This window comes from Aristaeella hokkaidonensis (assembly GCF_018128945.1).
GTDB lineage: Bacteria > Bacillota > Clostridia > Christensenellales > Aristaeellaceae > Aristaeella > Aristaeella hokkaidonensis.
Map to the genome: position 1 here is coordinate 761,363 of NZ_CP068393.1, position 20,480 is coordinate 781,842.

Annotated in this window: 16 protein-coding genes; 6 read left to right on the top strand and 10 right to left on the bottom strand. The window is 54.9% G+C overall.

Annotation, left to right across the window (positions count from 1 at the left end):
* Positions 1-116: 116 nt before the first annotated feature.
* The 4 genes from JYE49_RS03550 to JYE49_RS03565 form a co-directional block, all read right to left on the bottom strand.
* Positions 117-440 carry a DUF1622 domain-containing protein gene (locus tag JYE49_RS03550; RefSeq protein WP_093956096.1) on the bottom strand — a complete coding sequence of 108 codons (324 nt, stop codon included), beginning with the start codon at positions 438-440 and terminating at the stop codon, positions 117-119.
* Between the two features lie 64 nt (positions 441-504).
* Positions 505-2,844, bottom strand: a complete 2,340-nt coding sequence (locus JYE49_RS03555; RefSeq protein WP_093956097.1) for a glycogen/starch/alpha-glucan phosphorylase — start codon at positions 2,842-2,844, stop codon at positions 505-507.
* 83 nt (positions 2,845-2,927) lie between these two features.
* Entirely contained in the window at positions 2,928-4,400 is a 1,473-nt protein-coding gene (gene malQ / locus JYE49_RS03560) for a 4-alpha-glucanotransferase (protein WP_093956098.1), read from the bottom strand.
* Between the two features lie 20 nt (positions 4,401-4,420).
* The gene (locus JYE49_RS03565; RefSeq protein WP_143754438.1) at positions 4,421-5,437 is read right to left on the bottom strand and encodes a LacI family DNA-binding transcriptional regulator; all 1,017 of its coding nucleotides are present in this window, start codon (positions 5,435-5,437) and stop codon (positions 4,421-4,423) included.
* 172 nt (positions 5,438-5,609) lie between these two features.
* On the opposite strand from JYE49_RS03565, the gene JYE49_RS03570 reads away from it, so the two are divergent.
* Positions 5,610-6,323, top strand: coding sequence for a leucine-rich repeat domain-containing protein (locus tag JYE49_RS03570; RefSeq protein ID WP_179217195.1), 714 nt, complete (start codon positions 5,610-5,612; stop codon positions 6,321-6,323).
* 57 nt (positions 6,324-6,380) lie between these two features.
* Here JYE49_RS03570 and JYE49_RS03575 read toward each other — a convergent pair whose 3' ends face one another.
* The 6 genes from JYE49_RS03575 to JYE49_RS03600 all read right to left on the bottom strand — a co-directional run bounded on the left by JYE49_RS03575 (position 6,381) and on the right by JYE49_RS03600 (position 12,608).
* A complete protein-coding gene (locus tag JYE49_RS03575; RefSeq protein ID WP_093956101.1) occupies positions 6,381-7,082 on the bottom strand; it encodes a zinc ribbon domain-containing protein in 702 nt (233 codons plus the stop codon).
* 33 nt (positions 7,083-7,115) lie between these two features.
* Entirely contained in the window at positions 7,116-7,886 is a 771-nt protein-coding gene (locus JYE49_RS03580; protein WP_093956102.1) for a Nif3-like dinuclear metal center hexameric protein, read from the bottom strand.
* Complete coding sequence (locus JYE49_RS03585; protein WP_093956103.1) at positions 7,883-8,581, bottom strand: class I SAM-dependent methyltransferase; 699 nt, start codon at positions 8,579-8,581, stop codon at positions 7,883-7,885. The genes JYE49_RS03580 and JYE49_RS03585 overlap by 4 nt, the downstream gene beginning before the upstream one ends.
* A gap of 3 nt (positions 8,582-8,584) precedes the next feature.
* Entirely contained in the window at positions 8,585-9,712 is a 1,128-nt protein-coding gene (gene rpoD / locus JYE49_RS03590; protein WP_093956104.1) for an RNA polymerase sigma factor RpoD, read from the bottom strand.
* A gap of 75 nt (positions 9,713-9,787) precedes the next feature.
* Positions 9,788-11,554, bottom strand: coding sequence for a DNA primase (gene dnaG / locus JYE49_RS03595; protein ID WP_093956105.1), 1,767 nt, complete (start codon positions 11,552-11,554; stop codon positions 9,788-9,790).
* Between the two features lie 49 nt (positions 11,555-11,603).
* Positions 11,604-12,608, bottom strand: coding sequence for a deoxyguanosinetriphosphate triphosphohydrolase (locus JYE49_RS03600; protein WP_093956106.1), 1,005 nt, complete (start codon positions 12,606-12,608; stop codon positions 11,604-11,606).
* A gap of 170 nt (positions 12,609-12,778) precedes the next feature.
* Here JYE49_RS03600 and JYE49_RS03605 point away from each other — a divergent pair, with 170 nt between their 5' ends.
* The 5 genes from JYE49_RS03605 (at position 12,779) to JYE49_RS03625 (ending at position 20,473) form a co-directional block, all read left to right on the top strand.
* Positions 12,779-15,658 carry an insulinase family protein gene (locus JYE49_RS03605; protein ID WP_093956107.1) on the top strand — a complete coding sequence of 960 codons (2,880 nt, stop codon included), beginning with the start codon at positions 12,779-12,781 and terminating at the stop codon, positions 15,656-15,658.
* Between the two features lie 14 nt (positions 15,659-15,672).
* Entirely contained in the window at positions 15,673-15,963 is a 291-nt protein-coding gene (locus tag JYE49_RS03610) for a hypothetical protein (protein ID WP_093956108.1), read from the top strand.
* Between the two features lie 151 nt (positions 15,964-16,114).
* On the top strand, positions 16,115-17,200 hold the full coding sequence (locus JYE49_RS03615) for an ABC transporter substrate-binding protein (RefSeq protein ID WP_093956109.1): 1,086 nt from the start codon (positions 16,115-16,117) through the stop codon (positions 17,198-17,200).
* A gap of 92 nt (positions 17,201-17,292) precedes the next feature.
* On the top strand, positions 17,293-19,386 hold the full coding sequence (locus JYE49_RS03620; protein WP_283399294.1) for an ABC transporter permease: 2,094 nt from the start codon (positions 17,293-17,295) through the stop codon (positions 19,384-19,386).
* Position 19,387: 1 nt separating this feature from the next.
* Positions 19,388-20,473, top strand: coding sequence for an ABC transporter ATP-binding protein (locus tag JYE49_RS03625; protein WP_093956110.1), 1,086 nt, complete (start codon positions 19,388-19,390; stop codon positions 20,471-20,473).
* The last annotated feature ends 7 nt before the right edge of the window (positions 20,474-20,480 follow it).

Here is a 20,480-nt window from a genome sequence, read left to right on the forward strand (position 1 = left end):
TGCAAGAAGCTGAAATATGTACCGACTGGAAATTATTTCCACGGACTACAAGAGAATGCAATCATGAAAAAACCGTCAGCAAACGCGTATTGCTGACGGTGTAAAACATGACAGGATTATTCGTGTTCGGCTTCCGCTTTGCTTTCCCAATGAACCAGCAGGGAGATGGAAGCACGCATCAGCAGGATCGCGCAGGTCATGCCGATGGAGGTCCAGTCCCGGTCAATGATGGTTTTGAGCACTTCGCTGACCAGCAGGAAGCTCAGGCCGGTGGTGATACCTTCCGTGATGGCGGCGCGGCAGAGTTTCGCTTTACCGGTGCACAGATCAATAATGGCACGGACGACATGGAACAGGATCACTAGGGCACCGATGATCTCCAGGATCAGAACACTGTAATGGATAACGACGTCAAGAACGGATTCCGCTGCTTCAAGCACGGATCAACACCTCCGGATTTCAAAGTGATATGATTATAGACCGATTTACGACCGGAAGCAACCATTAAACCTTCCAGATTTCCTTTGCATACTGGCGGATGGTACGGTCGGAGGAGAACTTGCCGGCGCAGGCAACGTTCATCAGGCATTTACGGGCAAAACCGGTTTCATCCGCCTTCGCATCGCGAATGGCCTGCAGTTTGGTTTCGTAGTAATCAGCAAAGTCCTTCATCACATAGTAGTGGTCCGGCTTATGCCAAGAGGCGCCCTTCAGGATCGCGTCATGCAGCTCTGCAAACATGCCGTCATCATCCGGGAAAGTGCCGTCTGTGAGGGTATCAAGGGCCCGGCGGAGCAGCGCGTTCTTGTTGTAAATCTTTACAGGATCATAGGAATTTTTGATCTTTTCAAGCTCTTCCACGGTGGCACCGAAGATGTAGTTGTTTTCGCGGCCGGCTTCCTCAACGATTTCCACATTCGCGCCGTCAAAGGTGCCCAGCGTTACGGCACCGTTCAGCATCAGTTTCATGTTGCCGGTGCCGGAAGCTTCTGTACCCGCAGGAGAAATCTGCTCCGAAATATCAGCGGCGGGAATGATTTTTTCAGCCCAGGAACAGTTGTAATTCCGGATGAAAACAACCATGAGCCGATCTTTTGTCTTCGGATCATTGTTCACCTTATCGGCAATCAGGTTGATCCAGTGGATGACGGCCTTGGCACGATCATAACCCGGAGCGGCCTTGGCGCCGAAAATGAAAGCTACCGGCGGAAGATCCTTCAGCTGGCCGCGCTTCAGCTGATCGTAGATAGCCAGGATGCTCAGGGCATTCATAAACTGCCGTTTGTATTCATGCAAGCGCTTGACCTGGACATCGAAAACCATATCCGGATCCAGCAAGACGCCTTCTTTGGCCTGAATTTCCGCGCAAAGCTGCTTCTTTTTCGTCTTCTTCACGGTACGGAACTTGCCGCAAAGGGACTTGTTGATCTTCGGAACAAGTTCCTTCAGCTTATCCAGATCCGTTTCAAAGCCCGGGCCGATCTGATCGGTAATCAGTTTCGAGAGCTCCGGATTGCACAGTCCCAGCCAGCGGCGCTGGGTGATACCATTGGTCTTGTTCTGGAAGCGTTCCGGGTACAGCTGATACCAGTCAGCAAAGACGTCGTTTTTGAGGATTTCACTGTGGAGAGCTGCCACGCCGTTGATGGCATGGGTGGCATAGGTGGCCAGTTCTGCCATATGGACGCGGCCGTCCAGAATGATGCACAGGGAAGGCGTGATCTCTTTTCCGGCCTTTTTCATTTCCCTGCGGAAACGGGCGTCGATCTTCTTTATAATGGACACGATCTGCGGACAGACAGAGGAGAGAAGGGAGAGATCCCACTTTTCCAGCGCTTCCTGCATGACCGTATGGTTGGTATAGGCAAAGGTGTCCCTGGCGATGAGGAAAGCATCCTCAAAGGAGACGCCGTCCTCGCCAAGCAGACGGATCAGCTCCGGAATAGCCATGGTGGGATGGGTATCGTTCAGCTGGGCAGCCACTTCTCTGGAGAAGAAGGAGTAATCACTTCCGTGACGTTTCCGGTAAGCGCGCAGGATATCCTGCATTGTGGCGGAAACAAGTACATACTGCTGCTTGACCCGAAGCTGTTTTCCTTCTTTTTTGGTATCATTGGGATAAAGGAACTTGGTGATATCCTCGGCCTGGTTTTTTGCGGCGGCAGCCTTGGCGTAATCCTGGCTGTTGAAAACGGCAAAATCGATTTCATTCAGGCTTTCTGTCTGCCACAGGCGCAGGGTTCCGACGTTCTTTGCACCGAAACCAACCACAGGCATATCATAGGGAACAGCCAGCACATCGCCGGTTTTCATGGAAACCACAACGGCTTCATCCAGACGGCGGACAGACCAGGGATCGCCGAATCTGGACCAGTCATCCGGCAGCTCCACCTGGCGTCCGTCCACGAACTCCTGCTTAAAGAGACCGTAGCGGAAACGCAGACCGTAACCGGTCAGCGGAACATTGCAGGTGACGGCGCTGTCCAGGAAGCAGGCAGCGAGGCGTCCGAGGCCGCCATTGCCGAAAGCATCATCCTCCACATCCTCCAGGAGGGTGATATCCACTCCCTTTTCCTTCAGCAGCGATTTGACTTCGTCCAGGAGTCCCATGCAGTAAAGGTTGTTATAAACCAAACGGCCAACAAGAAACTCCATGGAAAGATAGGCAGCCTGACGGCGGGAGGAGCGGGCCTCCTCCTTTTTGACCCAGACGGGGGCCAGGGCGTCCATGGCTGCACCGGAGATGGCGTTATGCAGCTCCTGGGCAGATGCATGGGCAAGATCTTTGTGATATTCGGTCATCATACGCTGTTCTGCGTCCTTCAGCAGTTGCTTCGCGTTCATATTCCGAATCCTCCTTTTGTAAACACATTCCTTCAGTCTTTATCATACAGAGCGTCCGCCTGTATCAGGCGGACGCGCAGATATCAGAGTCGGTCTGTTTCCCTGTTTAACCTGTAATACTTCATGGACAGATCCAGGGAAAGCTGATCAGGTTTCATACGCCAGAGCCAGTTATTTCCGGTGGTGCCGGGGTAATTCATCCGGGCGTAGGTATCAAGTCCCAGGACATCCTGCATCGGGATCACAACCGTATCGCAGGGACCTTTGAAGAGCGCTTTGATGAAAGCTTCGGGCGCTTCATCCGCCCCGGAGAATCCGAGAGTCTTTTCCGCAAAGGCGAGAGCCTTCGGACTGGCTTTCCTGGCCCATCCCAGCGTAGTGTCATTATCATGGGTGCCTGTGTAGGCTACGGTATTCTTTTCGTAGAGTCCGATGAAGTGGGGATTGGATTCATCAGAGTCAAAACCGAAAGTCAGCACCTTCATGCCGGGGTAACCGCACCAGTCCAGAAGCTTCCGGACGCGGTTATTTACGCAGCCCAGGTCTTCCGCAATAATACGGATTCCCGGGACCTCGTGATCCAGCCGCTTGAAAAGTGCTTTTCCGGGACCGATGACCCAACGGCCTTTGCGGGCGTTCGGCATACCGTTTTTGACGGAATAGTAGTTGGCAAAACCGATGAAATGATCGATCCGGATCATGTCATACAATTCCGCCATTCCTTTCATGCGCTCCACCCACCAGTCGTACTTCCGGCTGCGCAGATAGTGCCAGCGGTAAAGGGGATTGCCCCAGAGCTGCCCGTCCGCGGAAAAGTAATCCGGAGGAACACCGGCAACCCGTTTCGGGACAAGGTTTTTATCCAGCTGGAATATATCCGGATGCGTCCATGTATCAGCAGAATCCTCGGCCACATAGATTGGCATATCGCCGAAGAGCAGCACAGAACGTTCATTACAGTATTTCTTGAGGCTAAACCACTGTTTCCTGAAGAGGTACTGGCAGAAGATGTGATAGTCAATCTCCGCACTCAGTTCCTTCCGGTAACGCTTCACAGCCTCCGGCCTGCGGAAACGGATATCCGCATCCGGCCATTTTGTCCACATAACCCCGCCGAAATGCTTTTTCAGCGCGGTGAACAGGGCGTAATCCTGTACCCACGCATTTTTCCGGCAGAATTCATCTATCTGTCCGCTCAGCCGCTCCCGGGATTCATCATAGCAGCGGCGGAGCAGCATTTCTTTGTTTTCACGGACTGCGTCGTATTCCACTTTTTCCGGATCGGAAGGGACAAACTCTTCCTCATCCGTAAAAGTAAGAAGACCTTCCTCGCGCAGACGGCCGCAGGAAATCAGCAGGGGATTGCCGGCAAAGACGGAGGAGGACTGATAGGGACTTTCACCGTAGCCTGTCGGTCCGATGGGAAGCACCTGCCAGATGCGGATGCCGGAAGCCTGCAGGAAGTCGGCAAAAGCATATGCCTCATCACCCATGGAGCCGATGCCCCCTGGAGAAGGGAGGGAAGAGATGTGCAACAGAATGCCGCTGGAACGCATAATACGACGCTTCCTTTCTGTTATGCCCGGTTACAGGGCGCAATGGATTCTCTTTTACGGAAGGCAGCATCAACCAGAATATGTCTGGGAGTAGCTCCTTTTTCCATCATATCCAGCAACAGATTGACGCTGCGGCGGGCAATCTCACTGACAGGCTGCTCCACCGTTGTCAGACGAGGCACTGTGAAGCGGCTGATATCCACGCCGTCAAATCCGACAACACTGACGTCATCAGGTACGGACTTGCCCAGATCGCGCAGGGCGCGGATTGCGCCGACGGCCACGGTATCACTCATCGCAAACAAAGCCGTGGCGTCAGGCCGCTCCGAAAAGAACACACGGGCGAGTTCGTATCCGGCTTCAAAGGAGAAACGGGTTTCACGATAAAGAGTATTATCATAGCTGAGTCCCCGGTCGGTAAAGGCGTCACAGAAGCCCTGGAAACGCATGGCCAGCGAATCGCCGGCGACGGGGTTGGAGCCGAAGATAGCGATGCGGCGGTGGCCGCAGTTCAGAAGCTCCTCGGCGACAACGCGGCCCATGCTCCGGTCATCCACCGCAACGGAGGAAGCACGGGCAAGAGCAGCGGATTCGGCATTCACGGTAGTGAAAACCATGGGGATATCCAGACCACGGATCGCGTCGACACGTTTGTCAATGAGACTGCCGACAAAGATCAATCCCTTGACGTGGTTCTGCCGGGTCATCCGAAGAGCGGTAAGGAATTCATCGGCTTTTTCATCGATATACTCTGTGATGAAATTGTCGGGAACGGTATCCGCCCGGTCCAGGATCGCTTCAGCCAGAGAACTGAGGAAGGGATTGGAACGGCCGCGGATGACCACGCCGATGACCTCGTTGCCCTGCTTCAAGCCCCGGGCATTTGTATTACCGACAAAACTGCATTCCCTGATGATCTGCTCCACTTTCTCCCGGGTGGCGCTGTTGACATCAGGGCGGTTATTCAGCACGCGGCTGACCGTTGTAACAGAGACCCCGGCCATGGCGGCAATGTCTTTAATTGTGTAGACTTTCACGGTTTCAGACCTCCCGTTGATCCAGATTCCGGTAACGGTAACGGTAACGTTTTCAAGCAAAGATTATCACAAGCATGCCAGTTCGTCAATCCCTTCATTGATATCTTGTGTGTTGATTTTTATATTATTATGCTATATAATGTATGAGTATAAAATTCGGGAGGTGTGCATAATGATGAAGCGATTCCTGCTGATCATGCTGGCGCTGTGCGTGATGCTTTGCGCTATGCCCACCTATGCCGATGAGTGGGACGACGATGATGATGACTGGCTGGATGACGATCCGGGCGGCACATTTGAAGAAGAGGCCAGCACGAGCGACTTTAAAACCATTGCCGGTTATGATACAGGTGAAAAGTTCGTCTGTGGCGATTATGTATACCAGATGACAGACGACGGAGAAGGCGCCCTGCTGACCAATTATTCCGGAACTTCCGGCGATGTGGTAATTCCCGATACGGTGGACGGGCATCCGGTTGTTGCGGTCGGCGCCCACATGTTCGCCTACAATGAAGCGGTCCGGTCCGTAATGCTGCCCGAAGGAATCCGTTCCATCGGGAATATGGCATTTTTCAAGTGCATTCATCTTCACGATATTATCATTCCTGAAGGCGTTACAATGATTGATGAATGCTGCTTCGGCGGATGCTCGGAGCTGTCCGAGGTACAGTTGCCTGCCTCACTGGAGGAAGTCGGCCGATTCGGATTCCTGGCCTGCACAAACCTGGAGGAGATTTCATTCGGCGATGAGCTGAAGGCGATCGGCCCCGGCGCTTTTCAGATGTGCGCATCGCTGAGCAAGGTTTCCATTCCGTCAGGCAAGGACGTCTCCATTGAGGAAGATTCTTTTGCCGGCTGCTCGCCCGAACTGAAGATTCTTTACTGATTCGTAAGCAATTCAAAAGCCCGGACATGACGTCCGGGCTTTTTCTTATCTGAATACTTACGGGATGATCATCCGTCCGCAGGTTTCGCATTCCACAAGTGTCCCGCCTTTAATCTTTGAAAGGATGGCAGAGGGAAGGGAAGTGTTGCAGCCGGAACACTGACCATGAATAAGCCGCGCCACAGGGGGCGAGATATGCTTCTTGATGGTTTCGTATTCCTCCAGCAGAGCGGGATCCACCTGATCCATGACCTCCTTGGCTTTCGCCCGCTGGTTCTCGAGATCTTCCTTCTTGCTTTTGGACTCCTCTTCATAATCAGCCTTGAGCTGATCGAAGGATTTTTTCGCATTGGCGGCATCCAGACGAACACTGCGCTGCAGTTTTTCGTTGGCATCCGTTTCCTTCACGATACGGCTGATCTCCACTTCATACTGACGGATCGTATCGCGGCAGCGGCTGACTTCGGCAAGCAGGGATTTGACTTCGTCCGACGTGGTGGGCGGAGCAGCTTCAAAGCGCTTCTGCAGGTTGTCCAGCTGTTCCTTGGAACGGACAATGGCCTGGGCAATGATGTCCTTGCGGTCCACCATAGCGCCGATATCCTCTTCAATCTGCTTGTACTGCTTCTGGCGATCCAGGATAAAGTCACGGGCCTTCTCCAGCTTCTGCCGGGTCGGGGAACGCTTAATCGCCAGGGCGATGGCGTCTGCTTTCATGTCTTCCACCTGGTAAGCCCACAGTGCTTCATACTTTTCCATAAAGGAGCCTCCTTCTGACAGGATCACCGCCTGTCACGGTTGCCGGATAAACGAATAGGCGGATACACCCGACACATATATCCGCACATTACATTCTATCGTATTGACAGTGTTTTGTAAAGCCGATGCAAGGGCACGGATGCCGGGTTCCTCCGTGCCGAAATGACCGCACTCAAACCCGACAATGCCGCTGCCTGCCATGGAAAGGGCATGATGATGCCGGATTTCACCGCTGACAAAGGCGTTACAGCCGGCATCTGCAGCGAGATTCCAGAAATCGCTTCCGCCGCCGCTGCAAAGACCGACTTTCCGGATGACCGCATCCGCTGGTCCCATGAGACGAACCTCACTGTGGAGGCGCTGACGCAGATCCGCCGCGAAATCCGCAGCAGAAAGTGGAACGGGCAGCAGTCCACAGCGGAAATAGCCTTCACCGGAAACGTGCGTGAGTCCGCAGCGCTCAGCCAGTGTGTCGTTGATACCGCCGGGAGCCTGATCAAGATTTGTGTGGGCGGAAATCAGGCTGATATCCTCCCGGATGAGCCGGCGGATCATCCGGCCTTCATAAGTGTCATCCGTCAGGGAATGAACCGGGCTGAACATGAGCGGATGATGGGTAACGATCAGCTGTGCCCCGAGGGAGACGGCTTCGTCAATAACGGCCGGTGTGACGTCAAGCGCAAAGAGAATGGTATCGACAGCCTGCGAGGAGGAGCCGACGAGGAAACCCGAATTGTCGGATTCCATCTGCGTTTCAAAAGGGGCAGCATGATCAATGAGATCATAAACGTCCTTTACAGTCATGATTCTTTTCCTTTCCCGATCATTCCGTCATAGAAAGCGATATCATCCCGGACCTGGGCGATGAGGGATTCTTCCGGCTTATCCGCGGAGACAAGGCCGCGGAGTTTATCCTGAAGAACTTCCCGGCGCCGGGTCAGATAGGGAATCAGCTGAGACGACTGAGATTCAAAAAGTGGACCGCCAAGACGGAGCTCACGCGGGGTGAGCGAACAGACTCCCGGCCTGGCACGAAGCACAAGATAATAGCGGCCCGCACAGAAGCAGGGCTCCTCCCGGTCCAGATGATAACCGATGCGGCAGACGGCCTCCCGGATCAGGGGAAGATCCGTATGCGCTGAGAGCACCAGGGAGGCACCCTTCAGCTTCTCAGCCCCTTCCAGCAGGATATCATGGACGGTGCGGCCGCCCATGCCGGTAATGGAGATCATGCCGCAGGTTTCTTCAAGCGGCTGAAGACCGTTGCCGGCGCGGAGATCAGTCCGGTCGGAAAGACGGCAGCGAATGACGGTTTCCCGGGCGTTTTTCAGCGCACTTTCACTCAGATCCGTCAGGATCATATGCTGACAGCGGCCGCGCTGCAGGAGCGCGGCCGGTAGATGGGCGTGGTCAGTGCCGATGTCAGCCGCCAGATCACAGGGATCATAAAGATCATAGGCGAGTGAGAGGCGGGCATCCAGCTGAATCAAACGTGACATGGCTTAATCCAGATAATCGCGCAGCTTTTTGCTGCGGGAAGGATGACGGAGTTTGCGGAGCGCTTTCGCTTCGATCTGGCGGATGCGCTCACGGGTAACATTGAATTCCTTGCCGACTTCTTCCAGAGTGCGCTGATGGCCGTCATCCAGACCGAAACGGAGACGAAGCACCTTTTCCTCACGGGGGGTCAGGGTGTCCAGCACATCCATGAGCTGCTCCTTCATCAGGGCGAAGGAAGCGGCCTCAGCAGGAGCGGGGGCATCCTCATCGGGAATGAAGTCTCCCAGATGGCTGTCTTCTTCCTCACCGATGGGCGTCTCCAGGGAAACGGGTTCCTGGGCGATCTTGATGATCTCACGGACCTTTGCTTCGGAAATGCCCATTTCCTTGGCAATTTCTTCAGGGGTGGGCTCACGGCCGTATTCCTGCAGGAGCTGACGGGAAATCCGGATCAGCTTGTTGATGGTTTCTACCATGTGGACAGGAATACGGATGGTGCGGGCCTGGTCCGCGATGGCGCGGGTAATGGCCTGACGGATCCACCAGGTGGCGTAGGTGGAGAATTTGAAACCTTTGCGGTAATCAAACTTTTCCACGGCTTTGATAAGACCGAGATTGCCTTCCTGAATCAGGTCAAGGAAGAGCATGCCACGGCCCACATAGCGCTTGGCAATGGAAACAACCAGACGGAGATTGGCCTCGGCCAGCTTCTGTTTGGCGCTTTCATCTCCGGCTTCAAGACGCTTGGCGATTTCGATTTCTTCTTCCGCGGTGAGAAGGGGAACCTTGCCGATTTCCTTGAGGTACATACGAACCGGGTCATCAATGCTGATACCTTCCGGAACACTCAGGTCGATGGCAGCGTTGTCTTCGCCCCCGATACGGGCAATCTCAGCAGCCTGATCCGCGGCCTGCTCTTCCGTCAGGGTGACCTGGCGGTCAGCGGCATCATTTACAACAGATACGCCGTAGGCTTCGAGCGTATCCAGCACACGATCCAGCTGATCGGCATCCAGATCCATTCCGGAAAGCCGGTCCATGATCTCTTTATAGGTGATTGTTCCCCTGGATTTGCTGTACTCGTAAAGCTCATCCAGACGGTTCTGCCTGTTTTCGGGTGACAATGACAATGGAATCCTCTCCTTCTGTTTACGGCACAATGCCGGTTCCTCCCGGAACGAATCAGGGTTTCCGGGATTCGTGGTTTACTTCAGCTTTTTCAACTTATCGGAAATATCCGCCGCTTCCTGCAGGAGCTCGGCCAGCCGGTCCTGCGGGGCAGAGGACATTTCCTGTGACAGCTCTTCGTATCGCTTTTCCAGACGGATCCTGCGGATCCGGGTAAGGCAGTCGTTTGCCATGGTGATCATCTCATCAGTGCTGCCGGCGGTGGGGGAAAACAGCAGCCTGGCAAAGCGGGAACGGGATACTTCATCCGGGGCGAGATCCGGAAGCGATGCGGGGGATGCTCCGGCTGCAAGTTCCCTGTATAAAGATTTCAACTCGTCATCATCAAAATCCTTTTCTTCAATCATATCTTTCGGAATCTGACCGGATGCAAAGAGACTGATCAACAGTTCCTGTGCCTTCAGATCCTCAGAGGGAGACGCTCCGGAGGCGTCCGGACGGGGCGGACGGATGCGGGCGGGTGTGTCCTGCGTACGGACTGCCGGCTTGTTTACTGTCAGGTTCATCTGCTCGATCAGGGATTCGCGGGCAAAACCGGTTTCCACCGAAAGCTGGTTCAGCAGCACATCCCGTTCCAGGGGATCCACGGCTGAAACGATCTCAGCGGCACCACGGGCATAGGCCAGCCGGCTGTCCTGGGAAGACAGATCAAACTGATCCTTCAGCCGGCGCAGCCGGTAAGCGGCGGGGGAAATGGCGGGCAGAAGACGGAAGCCTTCGGCTCCGTCCCGGCGGATGAACTCATCCGGATCGAGGCCGTCCGGGAAATCCAGCACCCTGGCAGGAACGTTTTCCTGCTCCAGAATATCCAGTCCCCGCAGGATGGCATGCTGGCCCGCGGAGTCACCGTCGTAGCCAAGATATACCTGAGGAGCGTAGCGCTTAAGCAGGCGGGCCTGCTCGTTCGTCAGGGCGGTACCAAGGGTCGCACAGACCCCTTCCACACCAAACTGGGTAAGACTGACCACATCCATGTAGCCTTCCACGAGAATGACCCGGTCCAGATGCCGCTGCTGACGAAGCAGGTTGGCGGCGAAGACGCCCTTGCGCTTGTTGAAAACCGGAGTGTCGGCTGTATTCAGGTATTTGGGTTCCCGCTTTTCCAGCGTACGGCCGCCAAAGGCGAGAACATTCCCATGGGCATCAATGATCGGGAACATGGCGCGGCTGCGGAACATGTCAAAATAGCGATCCTTACCGTTATCCGCCTTTTTGCGGACTGTGAGGCCTGCCAGGACCAGTTCATCCAGGGTGTAGCCTTTCTGAAGAAGACGGTCGCTCAGGACGCTCCAGTCATCCGGAGAGGCGCCCAGACCGAATTTGCGGATGATCCCGTCACTCAGCCCGCGCCTGCGAAGGTAGGCAAGCGCCGCGGCTCCCTGGGGAGTGAAAAGCGTTTCATGATAGAAACGGGCAGCTTCCCGGTTGGCATTGAGCAGGCGCTCCCGCTGGGTACGGCGGCGCTCGTAATCCACATCCTTTTCCATTTCCGGGAGAGGCATATGGGCCCGCTCCGCCAGCTGCTCAACGGCTTCATTGAAGGTGCAGTGTTCCATTTCCATATAGAAACTGAACACATTGCCGCCGGCCTTGCAGCCGAAGCAGTAATAAAGCTGATGTTCCCCGTCCACGGAAAAAGAAGGGGTTTTTTCGCCGTGGAACGGACAAAGCCCCCAGTATTTCCGGCCTTTTTTGTTCAGAGCCACATAGCCTGAGACGATCTGAACAATGTCAGAGCGGCTTCGCAGTTCATCAAGCCAGGCGGCAGGGTAGCGGGAAGACATAGAACACCTCTTTATGAATTAACAATGAACAATTAACAATGAAAAATGTTTAAAATGCGGGGAAGGCAGATGGAACAAACAACTCCTGGAATTTACGGGTGGCGTAGCGGTCGGTCATGCAGGAAAGGAAGTCGCAGACGCTGCGTTCCGTACCGTCACGATAGCCTATCATGACAAATTCTTCCGGCATTTCACCGGGATGCTCGCAGTAGTAATCGAACAGATGACGGAGCACATAGTCGCAGCGGGCTTCTTCCGGATCGCGCCAGCCATCCCGATAAACCCGGTCAAACATAAACTCCCGCAGGCCGTCCATGGCGTTTTCCACCGGGGCTGACATGGACAGGTGGGGCTGATCCTCACTGCAGGTAACGATATCATTGATCATGGTATTGATCCGTTCACGATGGGTGTGTCCGAGCACGTTGAGACAATCCTCAGGAAGTTCAAAGGGCCTGAGAATGCCAGCCCGGAGCGCGTCGTCCAGATCGTGATTCAGGTACGCAATCCGGTCAGCCCGGCGGACGCATTCCGCTTCCACTGTGGCGGGCTCTGTTTTGCCGGAATGGGAGAGAATCCCCTGGCGGACTTCTTTGGTCAGGTTCAGGCCTTCACCGCCGTTTTCAAGCACCTCCACTACGCGGAGACTCTGCTCGTTATGGCGGAAACCTTCCGGAAGCAGATCATTCAGCGTGCGCTCTCCGATATGACCATAGGGAGTATGGCCGAGATCATGTCCCAGGGCGATGGCTTCGGTCAGGTCCTCATTCAGCCGGAGGGAACGCGCCAGCGTACGGGCCACCTGGGACACCTCGAGGGTGTGGGTCAGGCGGGTGCGGTAATGGTCGCCTTCCGGAGAAAGGAAAACCTGGGTTTTAAACTTCAGGCGACGGAAGGACTTACAGTGGATAATCCGGTCCCGGTCACGCTGGTATTCCGTCCGCAGATCACAAGGTTCCACCGGAATATCACGGCCGGCAGTCTCCGCAGAGCGTGCGGCCCACGGCGCCAGAAGAAGCTTTTCCTGCTGCTCCTGCCTTTCCCGGATTGTCACGGGGCGTTCCTCCTTCCGACCGTTGAAATACAATCTTTACAATACAATATGTATATACCACGCAAACCCCGGAATTCCTGCCTCATCTTGACAAGGAATTGTAAAGGGCTACAATAAAAATATTGATTAAGGCAAGGAGAAAACTCCCGGAAGCAGGGAGAAACAGACACATGACATTCGAAGTGAACAAGGCTTTTGCCGGCTTTACCGTTAAAGAAATCCGGGACAGCGAAGAACTGCGCGGCAGGACTGTGCTGCTTGAACATGACAGGACCGGCGCACAGGTGTTCTGGGTAGACAATAAAGCAGAAAACATCGTGTTTTCCATCACCTTCCGGACACTGCCCGAGGATGATACCGGCGTATTTCATATTCTTGAACACTGTGTGCTGTCCGGAAGCGGCAAATATCCGGTGAGGGAGCCTTTCCTTGAACTGCTGAAGAGCAGCATGAACACATTCCTGAACGCACTGACATTTTCCGATATGACCATGTTTCCGGTCTCCAGCCGGAATCCAAGAGATATCCTGAACCTGACCGGCGTATACCTGGACGCGGTTTTTGATCCGATTGCCGTGAAGGATCCCAAACGCTTCTGCCAGGAAGGCTGGCATGTGGACCGGAACGAAGCGGGAGAGTCCGTTTTCCGCGGAGTTGTTTTCAACGAAATGAAAGGCGCCATGAGCGACACGGACACACTGATTGACCGGCAGCTCATGCGTCAGCTGTTTCCGGACACCTGTTACGGTTACAACAGCGGTGGAGAGCCGGAGGCAATTCCGACGCTGACCTATGAACGTTTCTGTGAACAATACCTGCGTCATTACCATCCTTCCAACGCACGCATCTATCTGGACGGTGCGGCGCCCATGGAGGAGATGCTGTCCCTGATTGGTTCCTACCTGGACCGGTTTGACCTCCGGAAGGATATACCGGAATACAGCTATCAGAAACCGGTGGGATCCGAACAGACCATCCTGTATGAACTGGGGCAGGAAGAAGGGGAAGAGAATCGCGGACACCTGACCCTCGGACGGATCACGGGAACATGGAAGGATCGTACAGAAAACATGGCACGGGGGATCCTGTGCGACGTACTGACGGGCAGCAATGAAGCCCTGCTGAAAAGGGCTGCGCTGGAGCGGGGACTGGCAGAAGATATTTCTGTGTCCGTGGATGATACAACGCTGCAAAGCTGGCTGACCATTCATGCTGAAAACGTGACGGACGGCAAGGAAAATGAAATACTGAACCTGCTTGAGGAAACCGGTGAGAAGATCCGGCGGGAGGGCCTGGACAGAAGCGCGGTGGAAGCTTCCCTGAACCGTGCGATTTACGCGCTGCGGGAAGAGGATGAGCCCCAGGGAATAGGCCGGTGTATCCGCTGCGTGGGGAACTGGATATTCGGCGGCAATCCCACAGATGCACTGGAAACATCAGGGATGGTAAAGGAACTGAAGGCATGGCTGGACAGCGGACGGTTCGAGGAACTGGCAGCAGATATGCTGCTGAACCGGGAAAACATGGTCACGCTGCATACACTTCCGTCCAGGACAATCGGCGAAGAAAAGCGACTCCTGGAAAAGAAACGACTGAACGCACTTGTGTCCGGATGGACGGATGAAGAAAAAGCGGAAAATGACCGGCTGATCGAAGCACTGGCAGAATGGCAGAATACTCCGGACAGCCCTGAAGCACTGCAGACGCTGCCAAGGCTGAACAAAGAAGACGCGGACGCGGAGCCGGTATGGACAGAAACCGGCATCCGGGTCTGTAACGATGTAAAGGTGATGACACACCAGCTCAACTGTAACGGTGTGGTGCATATCAGGCTTTATTTCTCCCTGACAGACTACAGCCTGGAAGAACTGACCAGACTGTCCCAGCTGACAGGCCTGCTGGGCAGGCTCCCTACAGGCAATCACGACGCGCTGACGCTGCAGCAGGATATCAAACGCTGGACGGGTGCCCTGGGCTTTACCATTATTACGCGGGCGGAAAACGGGCAGGATGAAACCTGCACTCCGTACCTGACGGCCTATACAAGCGCACTTGAGGAAAATGCTGAAAAGGCGGCAGAACTGCTGGCGGAAATCCTGACGTCCACCCGGTATGAAGACCGGGATAAGATGACGGAGATGTTCCGGCAGAACGAGATCGGCGCCCGGCAGAGAATCCTGAGCGCGGGAAACCAGATTGCGGTCAGGAAAGCATTGAGCCAGTACAGTGCGGAGAATGCGGTGAAGAATGCCCTGGACGGCGACGCGGCGGCAGCTTACATTCATCTGCTTGCCAGAAAGCCGGAAAAGGAATTCCCCGTACTGATGAAGCTGGCTGATCGGCTGATGAAAGAAACACTGTGCCGGAAACGGATGACGGTGAGCGTAACCTCCACCGAGGAGATGATTCCGGCAAAACTGATCAGCACCTTCGCGGAGGGAACAACCGTTCCCGCAGCAAGGGCATACAAGGCGGACTGCCCAGGGGCAGTTGGTTTCCGGGTACCGGCACAGGCGGGTTTTGCGGCCCGCGGATACCGGCTCAGCCGGGCAGGAGCCGCGTTTGACGGCATCCTGTGGCTGGCCTCCTCTATCCTGAGCCTGGACTATTACTGGAACCGGGTGCGGGTACAGGGAGGCGCTTACGGAGCCGGGCTGCAGGTGGAACGGAACGGCAACATCTATTCCAGTTCCTACCGGGATCCCACACCGGGAAAAACACCGGAGGTTGACCGCGGAGCGGCGGATTTCCTGCGGGCTTTTGTCCGGAACGGGGAAGACCTGGACCGGTACATCATTTCTGCCCTGAACGAGCTGAATCCGCTGCTGAGCCCGAGGGATAAAGGAACGCTGGCAGACGGAAGATATATGACAGGATATACCCGGGAGGAAGCAGAGCGGATCCGCAAGCAGATCCTGCATGCGGTTCCAGAGGATCTGGAACGCTGCGCACAGAGCCTGGAGGCATTTGGCCGGGAGGGCACCGTGTGTGTGGTAGCAAACAAGGACGCGCTGAAAGACTGTGAAGGACTGACCGTCAAAGATCTGTAAGCGGGGGAAGAAAAATGGACCGGGAACAGGCAAACGAACAAAGCAAAAAATCCGGACGGGGAAGCAGATCCCTGCGCTGTATCTGGTATTGCGGAAAAATCAACGAGGAGATCCGGAAAGCTGTCAAGCTGGGAGAAAAATCCGTAAAAATCGTTTTTTCGCCGCAACACTATGTGGTGCAGCACCGTGAACTGTTTCAGGAGATATACCTGAACCAGGGATTTGACGTGGAGTTTGCCCCGAATTTTCAATACATCCAGCCTTCTGAATGGTACCTGACCCTGGGCTGGGAGGACGAAAAGTAACAGCGTGATCTTATTGACAGAGCGACCCCCCGATGATAAGATAAAAACATAAAAGAAACAAAAGAACCGGACACGGCGATTATTTGTTGTTTTGGTGTATATTCCGCCGCGGGCCATCGCGGCGAATAGAATAATAAGGAGGATCTTTCTCATGAAAAAACTGATTGCTCTACTGCTTGCACTTGCTATGATGCTCGGCATCGCTTCCGCGTTTGCGGAAGGCGGACTGGATGACCTGATTGCGGCCGCCCAGGATGAAGGTGAACTGATTGTTTACGGTTCCTGTGAGGAACAGTATCTGAGCGAAGCATGCAAAAAGTTCCAGGAACTGTATGGCATCAACGTGGAATATCAGCGGCTGAGCACCGGTGAGGTTCAGACCAAGATTGCTGAGGAAAAGGGAAATCCCTCCGCTGACGTATGGTTCGGCGGCACGAATGATCCCTACAACGAAGCAGCCAAGGACGGCCTGCTGGAAGCTTATGAAGCAGTGAATGCTTCCCACCTGCTGAAGCCCTACTACAGGGATCCGGAAGGATATTGGTACGGTATTTACCAGGGCATCCTGGGTTTCATGGTCAACAAGGAAGAGCTGGCCCGCCTGAACCTGGAAGCGCCCAAGTCCTGGGATGACCTGCTCAAGCCCGAATACAAAGGCCTGATCTGGCTGTCCAACCCGAACACCGCCGGTACGGCCAAGCTGGTAATCAATACCATGGTCCAGATCAAGGGTCATGATGAAGCCATGGCTTACTTTGTTGAACTGGACAAGAACATCGCCCAGTACACCAAGAGCGGCTCCGGCCCCTCCAAGAAGGTCGGCCCCGGAGAATGCGTTATCGGCATCGGCTTCCTGCATGACGGTGTATACCAGATCCTGCAGGGCTATGACAACATCGGCCTGATCATCCCCGAGGATGGCACCGCCTATGAAGTCGGCTCCACTGCCATCTTCGAAGGATGCGAACATCCCAACGCTGCCAAGCTGTGGATCGAATTTGCCCTGTCTCCCGACTGCGTGGAGCTGGCGGATGACGCGGGCAGCTATCAGTTCCTGGTGATCGACAACGCCCAGATGCCTGCCGCTCTGGCCGCCTTCCCGGAACTGGATCCCAACAAGACCATCGATTATGATTTCGCAGACGCGAAGGAAAACACTTCCAAGTACGTGGAAGACTACTTCAACGCTCTGAAGGATGCCGGTGCTGAAGCGGACGACCGTTTCAAGACTGAGTAATCCCATTCCGGAAACATCACGGGGGGACGAGGCATTTGCCCCGTCCCCTTTTCAGAAGGAAAACAATCCAATCAGGAAGGGGATGAATGCCTGTGGCCCGAAGTCAGAGCGCGAGCCTGGACCGGAAGAAATTCTTCGGCGATCCGGTTCTGGTGATTACAATCATTGCGCTTATTATCTTTCTGGCTCTTTTTATTCTTTATCCGCTTGCCATGCTGCTGATGGACAGCGTACTGGTACGCGATACACATCTGTATTCCATTGAACCGCTGGTCAGTGGAGAAAAAATCGTCTATGTTTCTGAAAAAGGTGAAGAGATCAGCGACAGCCGTTCTCCGGTCTGCGTAAAGCTGACATCGCCGACGGAAGGCGTAGAGGAGAGAATTGTACCCGTGTACAATTCCACGGGTCTGTTTGCCGGCCGGGCAACGATGAACGACGTTGAGAAGGGCAATACGCTCTATCTCAAAACGGTGAACAGCAAAGACAAGGCAGTCTATATTGCCCTGGACCAGCTGACCCAGGTACAGGAAGTTCCGCAGACATACAGGGCTAACGGCAGAGTTATCAAGAAGATGGACGGGATCGAGCTGAGCGACCTGTGCATCCAGCTGCATGAAGACAACTGGACGCTGGACGCGTTCCCGCGGATCTTCAGCGACTACACATTCAACAACGCACTGAGAAACACGCTGCTGCTGGGCTGCCTGACAGGACTGGGATCCCTGTTGATCGGCCTCCTGTTTGCCTATGTGGACGTTTACGTCCATATCCGCAGCAGGATGACGAAAAAGCTGTTTGACGTTGTTTCCCTGCTGCCGGTGGTATCCCCGCCGTTTGTGCTGTCCCTTTCCATGATGCTGCTCTTCGGCCGCAGCGGACTGATCACCCGGATGGTCCTTGGAATCTATGACTCGGACATCTACGGACTCTGGGGCATCACGATCGTTCAGACCCTCACTTTCTTCCCGGTGGTTTACCTGATGCTGAAGGGCCTGCTGAAGAACATCGATCCCTCCATGGAAGAAGCAGCCCGGGATATGGGCGCCAGCCGGTGGAAAGTGTTCACGACCGTGACGCTGCCGCTGCTTCTGCCCGGACTCGGAAACGCGTTCCTGGTGACCTTCATTGAATCCGTGGCGGACTTCGCAAACCCGATGATCATCGGCGGCAGCTATGACACACTGGCGACGACGATCTACCTGCGGATTACCGGCGGTACATACGATATCAACGGTGCTTCCGCCATGGCTGTGGTACTGCTTGGCCTGACGCTGGTGCTGTTCCTGATCCAGAAGTACGTGCTGGAGAAGAAGACGGCCGCCACGCTGACGGGCAAGGCCTCCAGGGGACGGATGCTGATTGAGGACAAGAGCGTCCGTTATCCGCTGACGGTCCTTTGTACAGCGGTTTCCGTGTTCGTCATCCTGATGTATATCGCGGTTCCCTTCGGCGCACTGTTCAAGCTGTGGGGCAGGGATTATTCCCTTTCCTTCAAGTGGTTTGAGCAGATGTTCCGCGAGCGCGGATGGCAGGCATTCAAGGATTCCTTCGTGCTCTCTATTATTGCCGCTCCTGTGACGGCACTGCTTTCCATGATCATTTCCTATCTGGTGGTCAAGCGGAAATTCAAGGCAAAAGGCTTCATCGAATTTGTGTCCATGCTGGCCATGGCTGTTCCCGGAACCGTGCTGGGCGTTGGATTTATCCGCGGATTTGCGGGCGGCGTTTTCCGGACCGGTTTCCTGCAGGGAATCTACGGATCAGGCCTGATCCTGATCATTGTCTTTGTGGTACGATCCCTGCCTGTCGGAACCCGCAGCGGTATTTCAGCCCTGCGGCAGATTGACAAATCCATTGAGGAATCGGCCTACGATATGGGCGCGGGCAGCGGAAAGGTATTCATGACCGTGACGCTGCCGCTGATCAAAGATTCCTTCTTCTCCGGCCTGGTGACCACCTTCGTGCGGTCCATTACCGCCATCAGCGCGGTGATCCTGCTGGTGACCCCGCGGTTCCTGCTGATTACCTGCCGGATCAACGAATATGCCGAGAAGGGTGAATACGGCGTTGCATGCGCCTACGCCACCATCCTGATCCTGATTACCTACGCGGCAATCCTGATCATGAATACGGTGCTGAAATACTTTGGTACGAGCAAAAAGATCAAGGGAGAGGTGAAGTGATATGGCAGCGAACAAAAAAGAGCCCAAGGGAGTTCGCCTGGATCATATTTCAAAGATCTACAAGGATCCCAAGACGGGAAAGGATTTCTATGCCGTGCACGACGTGGCCCTGGACATTGAACCCGGAAGCTTCGTGACGCTGCTGGGCCCCTCCGGCTGCGGCAAGACGACGACCCTGCGCATGATCGCTGGCTTTGAAAGCCCGGACGAGGGAGAAATTTACCTGGGCGGGGAGCCGATCAACGAGCTGACGCCCAACAAGCGCGACACGGCCATGGTTTTCCAGAGCTATGCGCTTTTCCCGCACTACAATGTGTTTGACAATGTGGCCTACGGACTGCGCCTGCGGAAAGTGCCGAAGGATGAAATCCAGGAAAGAGTCACGAACATCCTGAAGCTGGTGGAACTATCCGATATGGAACAGCGGATGACCAACCAGCTTTCCGGCGGACAGCAGCAGCGCGTGGCACTGGCACGGGCGCTGGTTGTGGAACCCGGCGTGCTGCTTTTCGACGAACCACTGAGCAACCTGGACGCGAAGCTGAGGGTACAGATGCGTACGGAAATCCGCCGCATCCAGCAGGCGCTGGGCATCACCGCTATTTACGTGACCCATGACCAGAGCGAAGCAATGGCCATCTCCGACAACATCATCCTGATGAAGGGCGGCGTCATTGCCCAGATGGGTTCCCCGACGGAGATCTATTATCATCCAAACAGCGAGTTTGTCGCCGACTTTATCGGCGAGTGCAATTTCCTGCCGTGTACAGTGACCGGCAGGGAAGGAAACGATGTGATCGCCGACGTCTACGGACATCCGGTCAAAGTCCTGTCCGAAAGGGATACGATCGGCAGCGCCGAGATTGTCCTTCGCCCGGAAGCGATTGAGATTGCCGACCAGGGACAGCTGCCCTGCAAGGTGGAGCTGAGCTGCTTCATGGGTTCCTACCAGAACTACCATGTGCGGGTCGGCGATACGCTGGTGAAAATCGCTGACAACTGCCCGATCGGCCGGAAAACCTATCAGGTGGGAGACGAGGCGTACATCTCTTTCCGCAGCGAATGCGCGCACCTGCTGGCAACCTGATCCGGAA

Bases quoted from the DNA above. Each gene is read 5' to 3' on its own strand.
- JYE49_RS03555 (WP_093956097.1), bottom strand. From the start codon at position 2,844: ATGAACGCGAAGCAACTGCTGAAGGACGCAGAACAGCGTATGATGACC.
- malQ (WP_093956098.1), bottom strand. From the start codon at position 4,400: ATGCGTTCCAGCGGCATTCTGTTGCACATCTCTTCCCTCCCTTCTCCA.
- JYE49_RS03570 (WP_179217195.1), top strand. From the start codon at position 5,610: ATGATGAAGCGATTCCTGCTGATCATGCTGGCGCTGTGCGTGATGCTT.
- JYE49_RS03575 (WP_093956101.1), bottom strand. From the start codon at position 7,082: ATGGAAAAGTATGAAGCACTGTGGGCTTACCAGGTGGAAGACATGAAA.
- JYE49_RS03580 (WP_093956102.1), bottom strand. From the start codon at position 7,886: ATGACTGTAAAGGACGTTTATGATCTCATTGATCATGCTGCCCCTTTT.
- JYE49_RS03585 (WP_093956103.1), bottom strand. From the start codon at position 8,581: ATGTCACGTTTGATTCAGCTGGATGCCCGCCTCTCACTCGCCTATGAT.
- dnaG (WP_093956105.1), bottom strand. From the start codon at position 11,554: ATGTCTTCCCGCTACCCTGCCGCCTGGCTTGATGAACTGCGAAGCCGC.
- JYE49_RS03605 (WP_093956107.1), top strand. From the start codon at position 12,779: ATGACATTCGAAGTGAACAAGGCTTTTGCCGGCTTTACCGTTAAAGAA.
- JYE49_RS03610 (WP_093956108.1), top strand. From the start codon at position 15,673: ATGGACCGGGAACAGGCAAACGAACAAAGCAAAAAATCCGGACGGGGA.
- JYE49_RS03615 (WP_093956109.1), top strand. From the start codon at position 16,115: ATGAAAAAACTGATTGCTCTACTGCTTGCACTTGCTATGATGCTCGGC.
- JYE49_RS03625 (WP_093956110.1), top strand. From the start codon at position 19,388: ATGGCAGCGAACAAAAAAGAGCCCAAGGGAGTTCGCCTGGATCATATT.